The organism is Micromonospora sp. NBC_00421 (assembly GCF_036017915.1).
Lineage (GTDB): Bacteria > Actinomycetota > Actinomycetes > Mycobacteriales > Micromonosporaceae > Micromonospora.
In genome coordinates this window covers 672,546-692,974 of the sequence record NZ_CP107929.1, presented here as the reverse complement: position 1 = coordinate 692,974, position 20,429 = coordinate 672,546, and the positions used below count along the sequence as shown (strand labels likewise).

Sequence of the window (20,429 nt, the reverse complement as noted above, 5' to 3'; positions counted from 1 at the left end):
GAACCGGGAGCGGTGGCCGTCGCCGTTGGACATGGGTGCCGAACTGGACCCGCCACGCGTCGGTGACGACGGGGAACGCATGGGGGTGTGGCGCACCCCCGCCCTCGACCTGATCAACGCCGCCCTGGTGGACATGGCCGACGGCCGGCAGAAGAAACTCGCCGCGTTCGTCAGCCCCCAGGAAGGCAAGTCGACGACCGTCTCCTACTGGTTTCCGCTGTGGCTGATCGCCTGCGTCAACCCGGACCTGCGGATTCTGATCGTCTCCTACAGCGATGAGATGGCCCGCCGGTGGGGCAGCGAACTGAAGAACGCCATCGACCGGTGGTCGGGTGAAGAAGGCGGCATCGACCTCGGCATCCGGCTCCGCAAGGACTCCCGGGCCGCCGGCCGGTGGAACATTGCCGGGCACAGGGGGCAGGTGTACTGCGCCGGCATCAACGGATCGATCACCGGTAAGCCGGGTGATGTGATCCTGGTGGATGACCCCCTCAAGAACATGAGCGAAGCCCAGTCGGAGAAGATCCGCGACAAGGCGATGAGCGTCTACCAGTCGGTGCTAGTGCCCCGCATGGGTAGCCCCAAAGCGCGCATGGCGTGGATTCAAACCCTGTGGCACGAGTCGGAGCCCATCCAACGGATCATCGCCAACGAAGGCGACCAGAACAGTGGTGGCCGGTGGCGGGTGCTACGCATCCCCGCCGTCGCCGAAGAAGACAACGACATCCTCGGCCGGCAGCGCGGCGAAGGCATGATCTCCGCCCGGGGTGACCGGGACTGGGGCCAAGTCCGCAAGGACGTCGGCGAGTACGTGTTCGCCGCCATGTACCAGCAGCGTCCCGCCCCCGCCGAGGGAAACCTGTTCAAACGCATCTGGTGGCGGTACTGGACGCCTTCCGGTGGGGAACGGATCGCCCTCGGCCCGCACGCCTACGACCTGCGGGACTGCTGGCGGTTCGCCACCGTCGACCTCGCCGCGTCCACGAAGACGAGCGCCGACTACACGGTCATCTCGGCGTGGGCGCGCACCATCTCCGGCGACCTGGTGCTATTGGAGCGGGTGCGGGCGCGCATCGGCGAACAGGACCACTTCACGCACGCCCGCCCCCTGGTGGAGCGGTGGAAGCTGGACACCGTGTTCGTGGAGGCAACCCAGCACGGCATGACGCTGGTGCGGGAGGCTGCGAACGCCGGTATCCCCATCAGCCCGTTGACGGCGGACACGGACAAGTTGTCGCGGGCTTTGCCGGCGTCGGCGTGGGCGTCGAACGGGCGGGTGTGGCTGCCAGCTGGGGCGTGGTGGACGAAGGTCTTCGTGGACGAAGCGGCGGCTTTCCCGAACGGTGCACACGATGACCAAGTGGATACGCTCGCATATGCGGTGCGGGTAGCTATAACTAAGCCCGCCCCGGCGTTGCCCAATCCGACCGCCTCTTACTCCGAAGGTATAAACCTGGAAACCGTGCCACTGTAGGCGAATATTGCATTCGCGTTGACTTGGCGTGAGTGCGACAATAAAGAAAAGGCCCGGCGGGTGCTGGAACACCCCCGGGCTGCGGCCGACGCTTCAGGGAGCGCCAACATGGAAGACCTTACCCGACGAGGCACGCCCCGCCAGCGGCGTTTGTCGACCGGGTTCACCTACGACCGGACGTGCCGGCAGTGCGGTAGGTCATTCATCGCCGAGCATCACACCGCCGCTTACTGCTCATCGGCGTGCCTCCCGCCGGAGCGCGAGTGTCCGGCCTGCGGGCGGATGTTCCGCCCGAGCCGGAAGAATCCGAACCAAGGCACCTGCTCAAGGGCATGCAGCGTGAAGGTGCATGGCTGCTCGGCTGGGCAGTACCGCCGCAGGTCTTGCAAGAAGTGCGGCGTTGGCTACACTCCGGCGTCCGGGAATCAGCGCCTCTGCGCTGAATGCCGCCCGAAGCCGAAGACCTGGACATGCACGCATTGTAGCGCCGCCTTCACCCCGCGCAGCAGGGTTCAGAAGCGTTGCGACACTTGTGTTCCCGATCGGCGGGCCGGGGTCCGGTATGACGTATACGGAATTACCGAGCCCCAGTTCCGGCAGATGGTCGGTCGCTATGGTGGCCTGTGCTGGGTTTGCCGGACGAATCAAGGTCAATGCATCGATCATTGCCACGAGTCTGGGAAGGTTCGTGGCTGGCTCTGCATACCCTGCAACACCGGGCTAGGGCATATAGAACGCCCGGGATGGCTGAGTAGAGCATCGGCTTACCTGAGCAGTCCGTTTGATTGGCGCTCCCCTGCAACTGCGAACGAGAAATAGCAGACGCCGGGGGTGAGTCGTGACTGCCCCCACCCGCATGCTCGGCATGGTCGATGACACCCAGTACGGGACGATCGTCAACGACGTCTATGAGCATATTCCGGATCTTTGGTACCCGACGTCTGTTCAAGTGTTCTCGGAGATGCGCCGGGACTCGCGCCTGGCGGCGATCATCGACGGGTATGGGCTGCAACTGCGGCGTGCCCAGTGGCAGTTGGACGGCTCGGGGTGCCGGCCGGAGGTCACCCAACTGGTTGCCGACTGCCTCGGCCTCAACGTCGTCGGGGTGGACCGACCGTCGGGTGCCCGCCGTCGGGGTGTGTCGTGGAACGACCACCTGCGGTCGGCGCTGCTCAGTGAGGTGTTCGGGCATTACGTGTTCGAGATGCAGGCGGAGATCGGCGCGGATGGTCGCGCCCGGTTGACGGCCCTAGCCGAGCGGATCCCGGCCACGATCTCCGCGATTCACGCCGACCCGAAGACGGGTGCCCTGCTCGGCATTGATCAGCAGTTGACGACCCGGCAGCGGTCGCCGCAGATCCCCGCCGACCGGCTCGTCTTCTACTCCCGAAACCGGGAGGGTGCGTCCTGGCAGGGCACGTCCCTGATCCGACCGGCGTACGCCCCGTGGCTGTTGAAGCGGGAAATGATGCGGGTTGCCGCGATCTCCAACCGCCGGTGGGGTGCAGGGGTTCCGGTAGCGGAGGCCGCCCCGGGCACGAACCCGACGCAGGCGCAGTTGCAGGCGGCGCAGCAGATGATGTCGGCGGCGCGCGCCGGTGACCAAGCTGGTGTTGCCGCACCCCCCGGGTTCACGGTGAAGATCGTCGGCCTGTCGGGGTCGGTTCCGGACACCCTCGGTTTCATCCGGTTCCTCAACCAGGAAATCGCCACCAGTGTGCTGATGGGGCACCTCGACTTGGGTACCAGCGAGACCGGATCGCGGGCGCTGGGCACCGCGTTCATCGACTCGTGGACGCTGGCGTTGGAGGCGGAAGGCGAGTTCATCGCCGACACCGCCACCCGGCAGGCTGCCGCGCGGATCGTCGACTGGAACTGGGGTGAGGACGAACCGGTCCCCCGCGTGGTGGTGTCGGGGATCGGGTCGCGCCGTGAGGTGACCGCCGAATCACTGCAACTACTGCTCAACTCGGGTGCCCTGTCGGCTGATCCGGGGCTTGAGGCGTGGGTGCGGCGGGAGTACCGGCTGCCGGAGCGCACGGGTGCACCGACCCCGGCTCCGACGGCACGGGGTGGCACGCCGCGCCCGGCGACGGTTGCCGCCGCCGCACCTGATGCTGCCGGTCTGGATGCGGCGCACGCGCAGGCGGTGCAGGACATGACCGCAGGGTGGGAGCAGGAATCCCCGCCGCTGGTGGACGCGATGGCCGACGCGGTGTCCGCTGAGCTGGCTGCGGGGATGATTGTTGGCCTTGGTGCTTTGGTGGTGCCGCCTGCTGTGGCTGCCGCCCTAGCCGGGGTGGTGACGGCGGGAATGCTCGCCCTGGCCGAGTCTGCTGCGGCGGGTGCGGTTCGGGAGGCGGGCCGCCCCGGTTTGTCGGCGAACCTGCCCGATGAGGCGCGGGAGCGGATCGGCCAGCAGGCGCAGGCCGTCACCGATCTGATCGTGGCCGGGTTCGCGTCGGCTGCCGCCCGTACTGCTCTCGGGCAGACAGGGGCCGATGCCAACCCGGAGCAGGTGGCAGGTGCGGTACGCGCGGCGCTCACCGACCTTGCACAGGCGAAACCGTCGGGCCTGGTCGCCGGCAACCTGGCTGCTGCGGCCACCACGGCGCAGGGCATCGGCCGCGAGGTCGTGTTCTACCAACTACCAGCGGGCACCCGGTTCCGGGCGACGGAGGTCAACGACCGGCACCGCTGCGAACCGTGCACCGCCGTGGACGGCACCGAATACGACAGCATCGCCGACGCCCTCGCCGACTACCCCACCGGCCGCTACCGGGCATGCCTCGGGCGCGACAGGTGCCGGGGTTTCTTCCACCCCATCGACTGACTGAAAGGACGGTGGCGGAATGAAGCCGACCGTTGGCCGCATCGTGCACTACGTCAGCCACGGCACCCCGCCGCGCAGCGACGGCAGCCAGGCGTTCACCTCGGAGTGCCGGTCCGCCATCGTCACCGAGGTCGGGGAGAACAACATCGTCGGCCTGTGCGTCCTGAACCCGACCGGCATGTTCTTCCACTCGCTGGCCGCTGGTGGCTGCCACAACCAGGAAAACGAGCAGGCTGGCGGTTCCTGGCACTGGCCGGAGCGGGTCTGATGGACGACCCCATCGACATGGAACCGCAGCAGTACGGCAACAGCCTGCACTACCCGGCCTGCCTCGGATCGTGCAGCGGATGCCTTCCGCCGCTACCCACCATCCGACAGCCCGCGCCGTTGGACCTCAGCCTGTTCCGCCGGCCTGCGCTCAACTCGCCAATCGCCACGCGCCCGCAGGACTGGGCACCGCAGGCCCGCGCCATCCTCCGCGAGCGCGGGGCGTGGCGCTCCTGACTGCACTTACCGACCAGCAGGCGGGAGGGCTGATGTCCGACACCGTGAAACTGGTGCGCCGCGACGGTGTGGAACTGGTGCGCGCTGGATCGTGGGCGCTGTCATCCGGGCGGTGGGATGCCTCCCCCGCCGACCTGGCCGCCGCTGTTGCCGCCCAGCAGTGCCCGGCGATCCGCCGGCCTGTGCTGTGGATCGGGCACACCGACAGCCGGTTCACCCCCCGCGCCTCCACCGACGGCGGGGACGGTGAGCCTGCGATCGGCTGGGTGGAGAACCTGCGTCTGGTCGACGGCGGTCACACCCTCATCGGCGACTACGTTGGGGTGCCTGCCTGGCTGGATCAGGTGATGGCGTCCGCCTACCCGGACCGGTCCGTGGAGGGCGCGTACAACCGGCGCTGCCAGCTCGGGCACACCCACCCATTCGTGCTGGACGGTGTCGCCCTACTCGGGGTGACCCGACCCGGTGTCGGCACCCTCACCAGCCTGCAATCCCTCGCCGACGTGCGCGCCCTGTACGGGCTGGCCGCCTCCGCTGACGCGCCGGAAGGGGAGGTGCGTATCTCCATCCGGATCACCGCCGCCGAACCCGCGCAGCACACGGGCGCGATGGTGGCGCTCATTCCCACCGAAGCCGACGCCGCGCGGCTGGCCGTTGACGGCGGCGAAGCAGCCGACGAACTGCACGTCACCCTCATGTACCTGGGTGAGGCATCCCAGATTCCCGACAAGGCACGCAACCGGCTGGTCGACGCCATCAGCCGCGCCACCACCGGTTTCCCTCCGGTGGACGCGGACGGGTTCGCGTTGAGCGTGTTCAACCCTGGCCGCGCCGACCGGGACACCTGCGTTGTCCTGGGCGTGTCGGGTGAATATGTCGCCGACGCGCAGTACCTGTGTCGGACCACCGTCCGTGATGTGCAGGCCGAGACCCTGCTGGAACTACCGGCGCAGCACGAGCCGTGGGTGGCGCATCTGACGCTCGCCTACACCGATGACCTCACCAAGCTGGCAGCCCTTACCGACCGGGTGGGGCCGATCCGATTCGACCGGGTGCGGGTGGTGTTCGGCGGTGACCGCACCGACATTCCCCTCACGTCGACCGATGACAGCTACCAGTACGACTCCATCCCCTTCGCCCGCGACGACGGCATGGTGGCGGCGGCAGACGGCAGCGACGAGAACCGGCTCAAGCGGTACTGGACGAAAGACCCGGAAGGGCTGGCCAAGTGGCGCGACAAGCCGCACCCGTGGCGAGCCCTCTTCTCCTACCTCAAGAAGTTCATGGACCCGGTCAAGGCGAAGCGGGTCACCTCCGCTTGGTACCGCGACGTGTTCGGTCACATGCCGAACCAGAAGAAGACCGCCTCCGCCGGACAAGGAGCCGACATGCCCAACCCGCAGCCCGACGCGGCGGACCGGATCAAGGCCGCCTGGAACGCAACCGCACCCGTGCAGCAGTACATCGTGCAGGTGCGCGCCTCCGACGTGATCGTTATGGACGACACCGACCGGACCACCCTCGCAGTGCCCGTCACGGTCGACGGGGACACGGTGACGTTCGGGGAGCCCCGCAAGGTGGCCCTCGACTACGTGCCGGCAGAGCAGGTCGCCGCGTCGGTGGCGGTGTACGCGTCCCGGGACGAGTCCCGCCCCGCCCCGCCGCCGGTAACGCCGCTGCACAGCCTGCCCGCCGGGCGAGACAACACCCCGGAGGTGACCGCCGGTGAACCGAACCCGGTACCGCCCCCGGAACCGGCCGCTGCACCGGCCCCCGAACCCCCGGCCGCCGAGCCGGAAACCGCACCATCCACCGACCCGAAGGGAGAGGACCCTGTGTCCACTCTGAGCACCGACGTGCGCTCGCGGCTCGGCCTCACCGAGGACGCCGACGACACCGCCATCCTGGCGGCGCTCGACGCCCTCAAGACGAAGGCCGACGAGCAGCCCAACCCGGAGCAGGTCGCCGCGTCGGCGGCCCGCGACGACGAGATGAAGGCCGAGATCGCCCGCCTGTCCGGTGAGCTGGCCCGCATCAACGCCTCCGCTGCCGCCGACACCAAGAAGAACCTGTTCGACGGTGCCGTCGCGGCCGGGAAGCTGAAGCCGGCCGACCGTGAGGGCTGGGAGGCCCGCTACGACCGGGCCCCCGAGGTCATCACGGAGATCCTGGCGTCGATCGCCCCCAACACCGCTGTTCCGGTGGCCGCGTCCGGCTACACCGGCGGCGACGACACCACCAACCCCGTGGACGTGCCCGACGACATCGCCGGCCTGTTCTCCACCCCGTTCAGCAAGGAGGCGTAACCATGGGCGACTACACCCCGGATTACGTTCCCGGTCACGAGATCACCCTCCAAGCGTCCGCGACGATCACCGGTGGGCAGGTCGTTGCCGTCTCCGGCTCCGGCACCGTCGCCCCCGCCGGTGCCGCAAGCCCGGCGGTCGTCGGGGTGGCAGCCTTCGATGCTGCCACCAACGGCTCGGTCACGGTGTTCGCTCGGGGCATCACTCACATCTCCACCGCGTCGGGTGCGATCACCGCCGCTGCCCGCGTTGACGCTGGTGCCGCCGGCACGGTCGCATCGGCGACGGCCGGGGTCACCAACATCGGCGTGGCGCTGACCACCGCTGCGGACGGTGCGTCCGTGACGTGGATGGAAATCTGACCCTCCACCGGTAGACACCCGCCCCCGCTGGGCGGGTGTCACCCAACCCGCTCGAACTTCGCAGGCCCGACCACCCCCCGGTGGCGGGCCTGAACTGCATGCCCGGAAACCGGGCACCCCCAGAAGGGACACACCCCCCATGCCCGGACCGAGCTACCCGCCGGCCGCCCCCACCATCTCCGGTGAACTCGTCACCATCTCCCGGTTCCTCCAGTCCCCGACCCTCATCGGCCGGCGGCTGCGGGACCTCACCGACCTGCGGTTCATCTCCGACCAGATCCTCACCCAGCGGTTCCGCTCGTCCGGTGGGGCCGTCATGTACGAGGTGTCGGAGCCGTTCCTGAACACCCGGCCGGTGAAGGCCGTCGCCCCCGGCTCCGAGTACCCGCGTGACACCCCCGCGCAGGGTGTCGCCGCACTGGCTGCGGTCACCAAGTGGGGTGAGGCGTTCTTCATCAGCGACGAACGGATCAAGCGATCCGTGTACGCCGGTGACGAGGTGGACCGGCAGCTGACGAAGGCCGTCAACACCGTCGCCAACAAGATCGAGGGACTGTCGACGGCGGCAGTGTCGTCGGCGATCACCGCCACCCAGGCCGCGACCGCCACGTGGGACAACGCCTCGGCGTCGATCTTCCGTGACGTCGAGGTCGCGGCGGCGAAGATCACCGACCTGAACATGGGCTACAACCCGGACCTGCTGCTCATGTCCACCAGCAAGTACGCGCTGCTCATGTCTGACCCGATCATCGCGAACCTGCGGCGTCGGGAAGCCACCGACAACCCGATCTACGGCGGTGACATCGACCGGGTCGGCAAGTTCAAGGTCGTCTACACCAGCGCCGCGAACCTGCCGTCGAACGACGTGTGGGTCATCGATTCGAAGCAGCTCGGCGGCATGGCCGACGAGGTCAACCAGGACCCGGGCTACGCGACCGGTGCCTACAACATCCAGGTGCAGACGATGCGCCGGCCGGAGCGTGACGGCTGGGATCTGTGGGCGCGTCGCCTGACCGTTCCGATCGTCACCGAGCCGGGTGCCGGCATCCGTATCACCGGCACTGGCAGCTGAGGAGACAGTCATGGCAGACACGTATGTGGTGACGGGGCACTGCGCCCAGTTCGACACGGTCACCGACGCCGGCCACCAGCGGGTCATGTTCTACCGGGGTCAGACTGTCCCGGCGGACGCGAAGCCGGGGCAGATCGAGCACAACCTGTCGGTGGGGCTGATCGAGAAGGTCGGCGGTTCGCAGGATGTGGGCGTCGACTCGGCGGGGGCGGTGGTCGCCGACACCGAGCGGGTGGGCGCGGACGGCGATCCTGGTGAGCAGTTCGATGCGGCGAATGCGACGACCGGCGAGCAGGCCGAGTCGCGGCTGCCGGAGCGGACCTCCACGGAGGACGCCGGTGAGGCGCTGGCGACGAAGCGCGCTGCGGCGCGGGGGAAGCTCCCGACCGACGGTTCGCCGCCGAAGTCGTCCCACGGTCAGGACGTGTGGGTGGAGTACCACGTCGCGCAGGGCGGCAGCTACGACGACCTCGCCGGCCAGGACAAGCAGGCGCTGATCGACCTGGCGAAGTCCCGCCAGCAGTGACCCCCGCACCCGACGCCACCTGCCCACGGGGGTGGGTGGCGTCGGGTTGGGCTGAGCAGGAAGGCTCCGCATGGCCAACAACCTGACGCAGGCTGAGGCGAACCGGCTGCTTGACGCGTCACTGGGTGCCGCCGCGTTCGCCGCCCCGACCGGTCCGATGAAGTTGGCGCTGGTGACCGCCAACGGGTCGGCGTCGGCTGCCGGCACGGAGGTGACGGGTGGTTCGTACGCCCGGCAGACCGTGGTGTTCGGTGCTGCCTCGGGTGGGTCCGCTTCCAACACGGCGCTCATCACCTTCGCAGGCATGCCGGCAACCACGGTGGTCGGGTTGGAGGTGTTCGACTCGTCTGGTTCGCCGCGCCGCTGCTGGTGGGGTGCCCTGTCGGCGTCGAAAACCGTGCAGGCCGGCGACAGCGTCCAGTTCGCCATCGGGTCGGTCATCGTCGCCTTGACCTGACCGCCCGCCTACCAGCCCGCCGGGGGGTGCCGTGGCTGTCTCCACCTTCGAGGGTCTAACCCTTGGCGCGGCCAGCGCAGCCACCGCCGGGTTCGACTTCATTGCCAGCCCGGCCGGTGGTGGCGCGACCATCATCAACACCCTGCCCTACCGAGGCAGCCAGTGCATGCAGTTGACCACCGGCACCGCCGGGGGGATCTGCTATGCCGAGCGCACCACCAGCGTCAACGTCAACTCGACCGGCCAGGTGTTCGGACGGTTGCGGTTCCGTGTGCCAGTGCTCCCCCCGGACTCCACCGGGATGCGCATCATCCTGGTCGCCGACTCCACCGGCTCGTTCCGGGCCGAGGTCCGGCTGATCGACAGCGGCAAACTGCAACTCCGTAACGCGGCCGGGACGGTGCTCGCCACCTCCACCCTGACGCTCACCGCGAACACGTGGGCGGATGCCGGTGTGGCTGTGCTCGTCTTCTCCACGTCCGTGGGGCAGATGGAGATGCGGATTTGGGATGCCGCCGGCAACATCGCCGAGACGCTGGCCAGCGCCGCGAACCAGAACACCAGCGGCGCTGCTGGGCTGTGCAAGTTGCAGGTGGGGGCGGTCCGCTCCGGCGTCAACAGCTACACCGTCGTCGTCGATGACGTTGACTGGTCTACTTCCGGCTACCCGGCCATCCCGTCGGCGGCGGCAGTACAGGTCGGCCCGTGGTCGGGTGCGGTCGGCCCCACCGGGTTCACCGGCGCCTACCGGCTGGCTAACACGGCGTCGGCGCGGCTGGTGGTGTCCACCAACTCTGGTCTCACCTCACCCGTGTACGGCAGCACGGTGGCCCCCGACGCCGACGGTATCGTGCAACTCCCGGTAACCGGTTTGACCGCGAACACCGCCTACTACTTCGGGGTGGAAGCCGACGGTCTGCTGCTGACCGGCGGTCGGGGTGAGGTCAAGACGTTCCCCGCCGCCGGATCGCAGGCGTCGTTCTCCCTGTGGTTTTCGTCGTGCCAGTTCAACGCCCCCACCGATTCCACGTTCGCGGCGATCCTCGCCCGCAACGGCCCGTACGGGCGGGCGTTGTTCGGCTCCCACGGGGGCGACATGCACTACCTGGACCCGGACGGCACCACCACTGCCGCGCAGCTACTCGCCCAGTACATGACGTCGTTGGGGTCGGCGAGCATGGCCCCGACGGTGGCGAAGATCCCCCTCGCGTATGAGGTCGACAACCACGACTGGGGTGGCGACACGTCCGACCGGACTGCGGCGGCCGGTGATCTGGTGGCCGCACAGTGGCGTCGCCTGTTTCCCACCTACCCGCTGCCCGCCACCAACGGCCGGGGCATGTACTTCACGTGGGTGGTCGGCAGGGTTCGGCTTATCCAGTTGGATGTGCGCTCCTACCGGGATCCGCAGGCCACCAGCAACAGCCCGACCAAGACGATGCTGGGTGTCGAGCAGAAGAGCTGGTTCAAGGCGCAGCTCGTCGCCGCCGAGCCCGTCAAGATCGTGTGCGCCAACTACCCGTGGCGTGACGACGGCAACGGCAGCGGCAGGTGGGGCAGCTACCCCAACGAATTCGACGAACTGTCCACGTACATGGCGACCAACGTGCCCGGCCGGGTGTACGTCATCGCCGGGGACAGGCACTACCTGTGGGCTGACGACGGCACCTCCACCGGCACGCGTGGCATCCCGCAGGCCGGCGGGGCACCCATCCAACAGTCGTCGACCACCCCCACCGACACGTGGTCGCAGGGCACGTACACGCTCGGCGGACCCACGATGCAGGCGTACGGGTGGCTGGATGTTAGCGACGCTGGTAGCAGCATCACCATCGACTACAAGGGCATCACTTCCCTCGATGGTGTGACCCGGGTGTCGATGACCACGGTCATCCCCCTGTCGGTGGCTGCTGCCGGCAGCCTGTCGGCTGCGTCGTCGTTGACGGCTTCGGCCACCCGGGTTGCGCCTGCTGCGGCAGCCTTGGCGGCGGGGTCTTCGCTCACCGCGACCGGGACACACATCGCCTCGGCGGCATCAGCCCTGGGCAGCGCGTCGAGCATGACCGCTGACGCGGTGGCCGTGCAGCCGGCGACAGCAGCCCTGGACGGTGCCAGCGACTTCGACGCCGACGCGGTGACCGTTTCCGACGTGTCCGCCGTCATGGCTGCTGCCACTCTGCTGCTCGCCGATGCGACCGTCACCGCAGGCGAGGAGGCCGGTGTGGCTCTACCCGTGTGGGCACCGTCGGTGGCCCAGGTCGCCGACCACATCCCGTACATGACGGTGGATGTGGTAACCCCCGGTTCGCAGGCATATCTGGGCACGTTCAGCGTGGCAACGTCGCCGACGGACGTGCAGGCCACGCGGCTGATTGAGGGTGCGTGGCCGCCGGTGGCTGCCGCCGTTGGACTGCTGGCGGAGGCCGTCTACCCGCTGGCGCAGCATGTGACCGCGTTGCGGGCGGCGGCTGCGATTGTCCGCGCGTTCCCCCGCGACGACGGCGACCTAGCTCGGGCTGCCGCGCTGGATGCCCGCGCCGATGCGGACCTGCTGCGGCTGATCGCCGCGAATGACGCCGCTGGTGGTGGTGCCGGGTCGGAACCGGTGCTGCTGCCTGTCTACAGCTTCCCGGCTGCGCCCGCGTGGGGCGACTGGCTGCTCTGACCATCCCCTGAAGAAAGCGAACACTGATGGCTGACTATGCGGCCCAAGCGCCGACGAGCGCGGGCACGACTCTGACCCAGCGGACCGGCACCGCCAGTTCGGACACGGTGCCGGCGGGTGCGCTGGTCATCGCCCGCAACACCGGTGCCGGATCGCACACCCTCACGCTCAGCGTGGCTGCGCTGTACGACGGCTTGGCGGTCGCGTCCCGGGTGGTGACGGTGGCCGCCGGTGCTGCCGCCGCGATCCGTGTGCCGACCTCCTACGCCGACGCCAACGGTCGAGTGCCGCTCGCCATCGACGGCACCGCGTCCGAGGTCACCTACTGGATTGTGGGGGCCTGACGTGCGTGCACCTGCCGAGTACATCGCGCAGCAGCCGATCCAGGTCAACGGGGTGCGCGCTTACAACCCGGGTGATGACGTGCCCGCGTCGGCCGTGTCGAACCTGGGGCTGGTCGTGGGTGAGCATGTGCTGCCCGTCCACGCCGGGGTGATCGAACGCCCGGCCGGGAACGCGCGCCGTGCCGACTGGGAGGCGTACTGGCTGGGCCAGGGCATGCCGCGAGAGGACATCGACGGCATGACCCGTGACGAGCTGGCCGGCCGTCCGCCGGAGGTGCTGGGCGGCGACCCGGACCTGAACGCGGCGGTGCATGTGGTGCCGGACCCGCTGCCGGATGTGGTGGCCGTGCAGGCTGCCGAGCAGACGGCCGAACCGGTGGAGCCGGTGGAGCGTCCAGCCCAGAACGCCCGTAAGCCCGAGTGGGTGGCGTACGCGGTGTGGCGGGGTATGCCCCGTGAGACGGCGGAGGATTCGACGATTCCGCAGCTCGCGGACGCCGACTACGACACCCTGTTCGGGCCGGAACGCTCGTGAGCGGCGACGAGGACGCCAGCCCTGCTGCCGGTCCGGTCGCCGGTGACGTGCTGGCCGCTGACCTGATCGCCAAGGTCAACGCAGGCACACGCCTGTTCTACGCCATCTACATGCACCCGGACGCTAAAAACCTGATGAAGCTGGCCCTTGAATCGCGTGGCTTCATGGAGGCGTACAGCGCAGCACACGCCACGTTCCTTCCTAAGGGCCGATAGCCGTGGCCACGGAACTTGCCAGCGCGGTCGCCGTCGCCGACGACGTTCGCACCCGATGGTGTGGCACCTGCCTCACCTCCGCCGGGTATGAGGCGGACATGTACGCGATGGTGCCGTCCGGGTTGCAGAAGATCGGCACCCTGACGGGCTGCGACCGGTGTGACCCCGACAGCGTCGTCATCGTCTGCCACTACTGCCCGATCACCGTCTCCGGTGGGGTGGCATTCCACCGGCATCTGGTGGGGCACAGCCTCACCGCATGAAGGAGGCAACAGTGGCACGGGTCGTGTGGAACCGGGCCGAACTGCAACGGCTGCTGGCGTCCGAGTCGGGGCCGGTCGGCCGGGACCTCGCCATCAAAGGCGAGCGGGTCGCCAACGAGCAGAAGCGACTCGCCCCCGTCTCTCCTGACGGGTCGCACGGTCGCCCGCCCGGATGGATGCGGGACCACGTCAAGTCCCAGTTGGGGCGCGACGAGATCGGCCTGCATGTCGACATCGGCACAGACGCCACCACACCCGACGGGCACAGCTACCCGATGGACGTGGAGCTTGGCACCCGCCCGCATGTGATCCGTTCCCACGGCAGCTACCCGCTGCGCGACCAGCACGGCAACGTGTTCGGCCACGAGGTGAACCACCCCGGCACCGAGGCGCAGCCGTTTCTCCGTCCGTCGTTGGAAGTGCTGCGCCGCGAAGTGTAGGGGGTGACCGTGGGCACCTTCGTTGATGCGGAACGTGCGGTCGCCGACTGGGTCAACTCCCTCACCGGCACCCTCGTAGGTGTTGGACAGCCCCTTACCAAAGGCGCACATCTGCACCAGTTGAGGGCTGCCGCCCCCACCTGCTACGCGCTCCTGTCGATGTTGCCCGGTGGTGTCGCCCTCTCCCCCGAAAACCCGGACCATCGGGCGCGAATCTCCGCATCCATCTACGGGCCCACCAAGGAAGCTGCGACGGCGGCGGCGCTCGCCTACTGCGATGCGCTGCTCACCCTCGACGGCACACCACAACCCATGGGCGCGAACGCCGTCTGCCTGGTCGTCGACCCGGACAGCATCAGCGGCCCCTACTGGGCACCCGACCAAGCCGGCCCCCGCCTTGTTGTGGACGCCGACTTCTACCTCCGGGCGGCGTAGCGCCACCCGAACCACCCGCGCACCACTTCGATCGCCTGGCGTAGCGCCGGGGGAAGGACACCGCCATGCCTATCGCAGTCGCGCCGAAGAACGCCCTGTCGTTCGGCGCTGGTTGGCTCTACTGGGCTCCGCTCGGCACCAGCGTTCCCGCCTGCACCGTCTCCGGCTCCGTGTTCACCGACACGTGGCCGGTCGGCTGGGTGCTGCTGGGGGTCACCCGCGAAGGTCACGAGTTCAACTACGAGCTGTCCACCGAGGACGTGGAGGCCGCCGAGTACCTGGACCCGATCGCCACGGTCACCACCGGTCGCACCAGTGGCATGTCCTTCGAGATGATGCAGATCCACGCCACGAACCTCAAGCGGGCGCTCAACGGCGGCACGATCGCCACGTCCGGGTCGGGTGCCACCCTCCGGTCGGAGCTGACGCCGCCGACGATCGGGCAGGAAACCCGCTGCATGCTCGGCTGGGAGTCGCAGGATCTGACGGAGCGTCTGTACGCGGAGCAGGCGTTTCAGACGGGAAGCCTGTCGATCGCCCGCCGCAAGGGTGCCGACAACGCGGGTCTGCCGACGGAGTGGAAGTTCGAGCCGGCGGCCGATGGCAACCCGTACCACCACATCTTCGCTGGGGCTGTCCGGGGCTGATCTGACGCCGGGGGTTCGGGGTGGCGGCCCCACCCTGGCGCATGAACGCACATCACGATGAGGGGAGCAAGAGGTTGAGTGTGCATGAGATTCAGGCCCGCGCCGAAGGCGTGGATGTGGTGGGCGGTGGGCAGAAGGTCACCTTCATGGGCGAGGACTACCGGATCGCCGACCGCGTAGGGCTGATGCCGCTGATGCGGTTCGCGGTCGCCGCAAGATCCGGCATGGAGTCCGACGACATGGAAGCCCTGGCCGCCATGTACTCGCTGATCAAAGACTGCATCGACGCCCCCGAATGGGCGCGGTTCGAGCGGGACGCCACCGACAAAAAGGCCGACCAAGACGACCTGCTCAAGGTCGTCACGGACGTCATTCAGGTGCTGACGGCCCGCCCTACCCAGCGGCCCGCCGACTCCTCGGCTGGGCCGCAGCCCACATCCCCGACCTCGAAGGGGAACTCGCCCTCAACGGGGCCGTCCCCCCGGGTGCCGGAGGGGGCTGGGGAGTTGGTGTCGATTACCGCACTGCTCGAAGCCCACTAGACGGCCTGACCCCCCGCCTGCTGTGCAACTTGGCGTATGCGTGGCTGCGCCGGGATCTGGTGCAAGCCCTGGTGATGGCGGATGGCAAGGACCGGGCGAAGGCGTTCACATCGTTCGACGAGTGGTTGAACGCCCCCGCTGAGGGTTGGGATGCGGCCGACCGGCGGCTACAGGATCTGATCCAACAGGCGTGATCCGCGAGGGGGTGACCCCTCGTGGGTGTGCCCCTGGCTACCGCGTTCGTGCGGGTCCGCGCTGACACCAGCGGGTTCGAACGGGACGTCGAACGGGATGCGTCCCGCGCCGGTGACCGGGCTGGCAGCTCGTTCGGGGACTCGTTCTCCCGCAGCCTCGCCAGCCGTTCACGGGATGCCTTCGGCCGGTTTCGGCGTGAAGCGGAGGAGTCCACCTCCGGTGCCGGGGCCGGCGCGGGTCGCCGGTTTGGTGACGACTTCGTGCGGGACGCCGCCGGCCGCCTGCGAGACGGACGGGGTCGGTTCATTCGCGAAGGCGAGGGTGCCGGTGACGGTTTCGGCGAAGGGTTTGTGCGGGACGCCAACGGCCGGCTCCGTGATGCGCGGGGCCGATTCGTCACCGAGGGCGGTAACTCCGGTAGCGGCTTCGCTCGGGCGTTCAACCGGGGCGCGGCCAGCGCCGAGTTCGGGTTGAGTGGGGTTCTGACCGCTGGGCTTTCCCTCGGCCCGACTCTGATCCCGGTGGCCGCTGCCGCTGCCGCTGCGGTTGCCGGTATCGGTGCCGCCGGAATTGCCGCGCTCGCCGGACTTGGTGTGGTCGCCCTCGCATTCAACGGCATCTCGGATGCGGTGTCGGCGATGGGTGCGGCCGAGGATGCCGCCGCCGACAATGCCGCCGCCCTGTCGCGCGCCCACGACGCGGTCACCTCCGCCGCTGAGGGTGTACGCAACGCGGAGCAGTCGCTGGCGCGCGCCCGGGAGCAGGCCGCCGACGGCAGCGCACAGGCGGCCCGCCGCGTGTCGGATGCCGAGAAGGATCTGACGAGGGCCCAGCAGGACGCCCGCGATGTCGCCCTGGAGCTGAACGAGGCCCGCAAGCAGGCGAAGCAGCGGCTGGAGGACCTGAACCAGTCGGTGAAGGAGAACGCCCTCTCCCAGCGGCAAGCCAACTTGGATGTGGCGGAGGCGAAGGCCGCCCTGGACAAGGTGCTCGCCGACCCGAAGGCGACGCTGGCGCAGCGGGAACAGGCTCGCATTACCTACGAGCGTGAAGTTCTCCAGTTGGAGGATTTGAAGCGGCGCGGGAAGCAGATGGCCGACGAGCAGGCCGCCGCGTCGAAGGCCGGGGTTGAGGGTTCCCGCGAGGTGGAGGCGGTCCGGAAGCGGATCGCTGACGCGGACGAGCGGGTGCGGCAGGCGCAGCAGCAGGTCACCGATGCCCGCAAGCAGCAGCAGAAGCAGGAACGTGACGGGGCCCGGCAGATCCAGCAGGCACAGCAGCAGTTGATCGCCGCGCAGCGCTCGTACCGGCAGGCTACGGTCGCGTCGGGTGCGGCGGGTGCGTCCGCGATGGGCAAGTTGCGGGATGCGATGGCTGGCCTGTCGCCGGCCGGGCGGAAATTCGCCAAGTTTCTGTTCGGGTTGAAGGACGAGTTCCGGCGGGTCCGTAATGCCGCCCAGGCAGGTTTGCTGCCGGGGGTGCAGAAGGCCATCGAAAATCTGCTGCCGTATCTGCCGCAGGTGGAGAAGTTCGTCGGGAAGATCGGTTCCACGCTGGGTGATTTGGCGGTGAAGGCGTCGAAGGCGCTGACCGGCCCGGTGTGGAAGCGGTTCTTCGCGTTCATCGACAAGTCGGCCTCCCCTGCGCTGACGACCATGTTCGATGCGGCGCTGAATGTGGGCACGGGGCTGGCCTCGATCTTGCAGGCGTTCGGACCGCTCAACGCCAACATGGGTGCCGGCCTGGTTGATCTGACTGCCAAGTTCGCGGCGTGGGCTGAGCAACTGTCGGCCAGTGAGGGTTTCCAGAGCTTTCTGGACTATGTGCGGGCGAATGGGCCGCTTGTGTTGCAACTGGTGGGGAACCTTGCCAAGGCGGCCGGGAATCTGGTCGTAGGCTTGGCACCTTTGGGTGCCGGCCTGCTTCGAGGCTTGGTGATGCTGAGTGGCGCGCTGACGAAGCTGTCTCCGGAAACACTGGCGAAGATCTTCATTGGTATTGGTGCCATCTCCGCCGCTGTGACGGTGTACAACGTGGGCGTGAAAGCCGCAACGGTGGCCACCAAGGCGTGGGCTTTCGCGACGAAAGTCGCGGCTGCCGCGCAGAAGGTTTGGACGGGTATTCAGTGGGCGTTCAACGCCGCATTGTCCGCTAACCCTATTGGTCTCATTGTGGTGGCCGTGCTCGCCTTGATCGCTGCGATTGTGATCGCCTACCGGGAGTCGGACACGTTCCGGGCGGTCGTGCAGAAGGCGTGGGCTGGGATTCAGTTGGCGGTGTCGACTGCGTGGGAGCAGTACCTGAAGCCGGCGTTCTTCGCGCTCAAGGATGTGGTGCTTAACCAGATCATTCCGGCGGTGCTGCGGCTGTGGCGTGAGGTGATCGTCCCGGCGTTCAACGACATTTCGGCGGTGGTGGCTCGGGCGTGGGGGCAGTACATCAAGCCTGCGCTGAGTGCCCTCAGAGACTTCCTGCTTAACCAGGTGGTGCCGGCGGTTTTGTGGTTGTGGCGCAACGTGATCAAGCCTGCGTTTGAGGGTATCGGTACGGCGGTGTCGTGGGCGTGGGAGAACGTGATCAAGCCTGCGTTCGCCGGCCTGAGGTTCTTCGTGTCGGAGATCCTGGCACCCCTGTTCACATGGTTCTGGCAGCGGGTCATCCAGCCGGCGTGGACGGGTATCCGTGCCGCTATTGAGGTGGCGTGGACGCTGATCAAGATCGTGTTCGGGTTGATCCAAATCTACGTCAAGAACGTACTCGCCCCCGTGTTCACGTGGTTGTGGAACAACGTGATCAAGCCGGTGTGGAACGGCATCAAGGCCACCATCTCGGCGGTGTGGGAGACGGGCATCAAGCCGGTGTTCAACGCCCTTGGCGGGTTCCTCGAAAAGTATGTGGTGCCGGCTTTCAGAACGGGCGTGTCGGCGATCGGGAAAGCCTGGGAGAAGATCAAGGACGTTGCGAAGGTGCCGGTCAAGTTCATCATCGACACAGTCATCAATAGCGGAATCATCGACACGTACAACAAAATCGCCGGCAAGTTCGGCGTCGACAAGGTGGATCGGATTGACAAGCCGCCAGGGTTCGCCCGTGGCGGCGTGCTACCCGGCTACACCCCGGGCCGGGATGTGCACCGTTTCGTCTCATCTACTGGCGGCGCGTTGGACCTGTCCGGCGGTGAGGCGATCCTGCGCCCGGAGGGCACCCGGGCGCTCGGCCGGGGTTGGGTGGACGGCATCAACGCGGCAGCCCGCAGCGGCGGCGTCTCCGGGGTGCAACGCTGGCTGGGTGGCTTCGCTGACGGCGGCATCCTCGGCTCGCTGAACAACGCCGCCGCGAAGGCCCGCAAAACCGCCGGGGATGTGATCTCCGGGGTGACGGATTTCGTCACCGACCCAGTGGGCACCCTCCGCCGTGTCGTCGACAAATTGATCGACCTGGTGCCGGGCAAGGGCACCGAGTTCGGGCGGCTCGTCACCGCCATGCCCCGCAAGGCAGTGAAAGCCGTCCTAGACAGTGTGGGCAGCTTCTTTTTGTCTGGTGAGGATGGCGGCAACGGGGTTGTCGGCAACTCACCGCTAGGCGGATCGGCCGGCATGATGCGCATCCTCCGGGGGCAGTTTCCGGGTTTGCGGTTGATCTCCGGCTACCGGCCGGGGTCGGTGACCTTGACCGGCAATCGCAGCTACCACTCGACCAACCGGGCGGTCGATGTGCCACCCATCCACGACGTCGCCGAGTGGATTTACACCAACATGCGGAAGGTCACCAAGGAGCTGATCACCCCGTGGCCGGAGTACAACCTGCTCAACGGCAAGAAGCACCGGTACACGGGTGCGGTGTGGAATCAGCACAATTTCGCCGGGGGCAACGCCCACGACCACTGGGCGGCTCGGCTCGGCGGCATCGTCCCGCGCATGCCGGCCCGCCTGTTCGACTCCGGCGGTGACTGGCCTTCCGGCACCGTCGGCGTCAACCTGTCCGGCCGCACCGAGCATGTGTCGACCGGGGCATCCATGGACCGGGTTGCCGTTCTGCTGGAAGGGGTGCGGGATGACCTCGCCGCTCTCGGTGACGCGGTCGGCCGGGTAGCGCCGGGTGTTGGTCGGGCCATCAACGGGGCCAGCACACACGCCCTGCACATGGGCCGCACCCTCTAACCCCCTGAGCAGACACGAACCGGCGGATGGGGGTGGCGGGTGGCGACCCTGCACCTGAAAGCGGTGTGGATCAACCTGATGTCGTCGGGTGAGTTCGTGGCCGCCCCCTCCGCCGACCGCAAACGGGACCTGTCGGCGGAGGGCGAGGTCCGCACCTACGGCGGCGGTCGGCGGCGGGCGGTCACCAGTGTTGGCCGCCGCAACAGCATGGCGTTCACCATGCGTCGGCTGACATCAGCACAGGTGCAACGCCTGGAGCAGTGGATCGGCCTTGAAGTCATGTACCGCGACTACCGAGGACAGAGGTTCACCGGCGTGTATTTCGAGCTGGGCTACCGCGAGTACAAGACCGAGGTCGACCGGTACGACCTTTCCCTGACCTTGCAAGAGACGACGTGGGTGGATGGGCCGCTGGATGTGGCTCCGCTGCCCGGAGAGATCACGGTGACCTGAC

Annotated in this window: 22 protein-coding genes; all 22 read left to right on the top strand. The window is 68.1% G+C overall.

The features are described from left to right. Nucleotides 1–31: 31 nt before the first annotated feature. The 22 genes from terL (at nt 32) to OHQ87_RS03255 (ending at nt 20,428) form a co-directional block, all read left to right on the top strand. The gene (gene terL / locus OHQ87_RS03355; protein ID WP_328344820.1) at nt 32–1,474 is read left to right on the top strand and encodes a phage terminase large subunit; all 1,443 of its coding nucleotides are present in this window, start codon (nt 32–34) and stop codon (nt 1,472–1,474) included. Nucleotides 1,475–1,582: 108 nt separating this feature from the next. Continuing rightward, nucleotides 1,583–2,293, top strand: coding sequence for an endonuclease domain-containing protein (locus OHQ87_RS31315; RefSeq protein WP_442930669.1), 711 nt, complete (start codon nt 1,583–1,585; stop codon nt 2,291–2,293). Nucleotides 2,294–2,312: 19 nt separating this feature from the next. After that, on the top strand, nt 2,313–4,307 hold the full coding sequence (locus tag OHQ87_RS03350; RefSeq protein ID WP_328344818.1) for a phage portal protein family protein: 1,995 nt from the start codon (nt 2,313–2,315) through the stop codon (nt 4,305–4,307). 19 nt (nt 4,308–4,326) lie between these two features. Further along, nucleotides 4,327–4,575 (top strand): hypothetical protein, encoded by a 249-nt coding sequence (locus OHQ87_RS03345; protein ID WP_328344816.1) that lies wholly within the window; start codon nt 4,327–4,329, stop codon nt 4,573–4,575. Further along, a complete protein-coding gene (locus OHQ87_RS03340) occupies nt 4,575–4,811 on the top strand; it encodes a hypothetical protein (protein WP_328344814.1) in 237 nt (78 codons plus the stop codon). Before OHQ87_RS03345 ends, OHQ87_RS03340 begins: the two co-directional genes overlap by 1 nt. 32 nt (nt 4,812–4,843) lie before the next feature. Next, nucleotides 4,844–7,117: a 2'-5' RNA ligase family protein gene (locus OHQ87_RS03335; RefSeq protein WP_328344812.1), complete on the top strand. Its 2,274-nt coding sequence runs from the start codon at nt 4,844–4,846 to the stop codon at nt 7,115–7,117. Between the two features lie 2 nt (nt 7,118–7,119). Further along, nucleotides 7,120–7,479 carry a capsid cement protein gene (locus OHQ87_RS03330; RefSeq protein WP_328344809.1) on the top strand — a complete coding sequence of 120 codons (360 nt, stop codon included), beginning with the start codon at nt 7,120–7,122 and terminating at the stop codon, nt 7,477–7,479. 139 nt (nt 7,480–7,618) lie between these two features. Next, complete coding sequence (locus tag OHQ87_RS03325) at nt 7,619–8,551, top strand: phage major capsid protein (RefSeq protein ID WP_328344807.1); 933 nt, start codon at nt 7,619–7,621, stop codon at nt 8,549–8,551. A 10-nt stretch (nt 8,552–8,561) separates the two neighbouring features. After that, the gene (locus tag OHQ87_RS03320; protein WP_328344805.1) at nt 8,562–9,077 is read left to right on the top strand and encodes a hypothetical protein; all 516 of its coding nucleotides are present in this window, start codon (nt 8,562–8,564) and stop codon (nt 9,075–9,077) included. Nucleotides 9,078–9,147: 70 nt separating this feature from the next. After that, a complete protein-coding gene (locus OHQ87_RS03315) occupies nt 9,148–9,534 on the top strand; it encodes a phage tail fiber protein (protein WP_328344803.1) in 387 nt (128 codons plus the stop codon). Nucleotides 9,535–9,565: 31 nt separating this feature from the next. Then, a complete protein-coding gene (locus OHQ87_RS03310) occupies nt 9,566–12,199 on the top strand; it encodes an alkaline phosphatase D family protein (protein WP_328344801.1) in 2,634 nt (877 codons plus the stop codon). A 26-nt stretch (nt 12,200–12,225) separates the two neighbouring features. Beyond that, on the top strand, nt 12,226–12,543 hold the full coding sequence (locus OHQ87_RS03305) for a hypothetical protein (protein WP_328344799.1): 318 nt from the start codon (nt 12,226–12,228) through the stop codon (nt 12,541–12,543). Between the two features lies 1 nt (nt 12,544). Continuing rightward, nucleotides 12,545–13,078, top strand: coding sequence for a hypothetical protein (locus tag OHQ87_RS03300; RefSeq protein ID WP_328344797.1), 534 nt, complete (start codon nt 12,545–12,547; stop codon nt 13,076–13,078). Next, a complete protein-coding gene (locus tag OHQ87_RS03295; RefSeq protein WP_328344795.1) occupies nt 13,075–13,293 on the top strand; it encodes a hypothetical protein in 219 nt (72 codons plus the stop codon). The genes OHQ87_RS03300 and OHQ87_RS03295 overlap by 4 nt, the downstream gene beginning before the upstream one ends. A gap of 2 nt (nt 13,294–13,295) precedes the next feature. Next, nucleotides 13,296–13,556: a hypothetical protein gene (locus tag OHQ87_RS03290; RefSeq protein WP_328344793.1), complete on the top strand. Its 261-nt coding sequence runs from the start codon at nt 13,296–13,298 to the stop codon at nt 13,554–13,556. A gap of 11 nt (nt 13,557–13,567) precedes the next feature. Then, a complete protein-coding gene (locus OHQ87_RS03285) occupies nt 13,568–13,996 on the top strand; it encodes a hypothetical protein (protein WP_328344791.1) in 429 nt (142 codons plus the stop codon). A gap of 3 nt (nt 13,997–13,999) precedes the next feature. Continuing rightward, nucleotides 14,000–14,431 carry a hypothetical protein gene (locus OHQ87_RS03280; RefSeq protein WP_328344789.1) on the top strand — a complete coding sequence of 144 codons (432 nt, stop codon included), beginning with the start codon at nt 14,000–14,002 and terminating at the stop codon, nt 14,429–14,431. 65 nt (nt 14,432–14,496) lie between these two features. Next, nucleotides 14,497–15,078 (top strand): phage tail tube protein, encoded by a 582-nt coding sequence (locus OHQ87_RS03275; RefSeq protein ID WP_328344787.1) that lies wholly within the window; start codon nt 14,497–14,499, stop codon nt 15,076–15,078. A gap of 74 nt (nt 15,079–15,152) precedes the next feature. After that, the gene (locus tag OHQ87_RS03270; protein ID WP_328344785.1) at nt 15,153–15,620 is read left to right on the top strand and encodes a hypothetical protein; all 468 of its coding nucleotides are present in this window, start codon (nt 15,153–15,155) and stop codon (nt 15,618–15,620) included. 29 nt (nt 15,621–15,649) lie between these two features. Beyond that, nucleotides 15,650–15,814: a hypothetical protein gene (locus OHQ87_RS03265; RefSeq protein WP_328344783.1), complete on the top strand. Its 165-nt coding sequence runs from the start codon at nt 15,650–15,652 to the stop codon at nt 15,812–15,814. A 21-nt stretch (nt 15,815–15,835) separates the two neighbouring features. After that, on the top strand, nt 15,836–19,975 hold the full coding sequence (locus tag OHQ87_RS03260; RefSeq protein WP_328344780.1) for a hypothetical protein: 4,140 nt from the start codon (nt 15,836–15,838) through the stop codon (nt 19,973–19,975). Nucleotides 19,976–20,014: 39 nt separating this feature from the next. Beyond that, a complete protein-coding gene (locus OHQ87_RS03255; RefSeq protein ID WP_328344779.1) occupies nt 20,015–20,428 on the top strand; it encodes a hypothetical protein in 414 nt (137 codons plus the stop codon). Nucleotide 20,429: the final 1 nt, after the last annotated feature.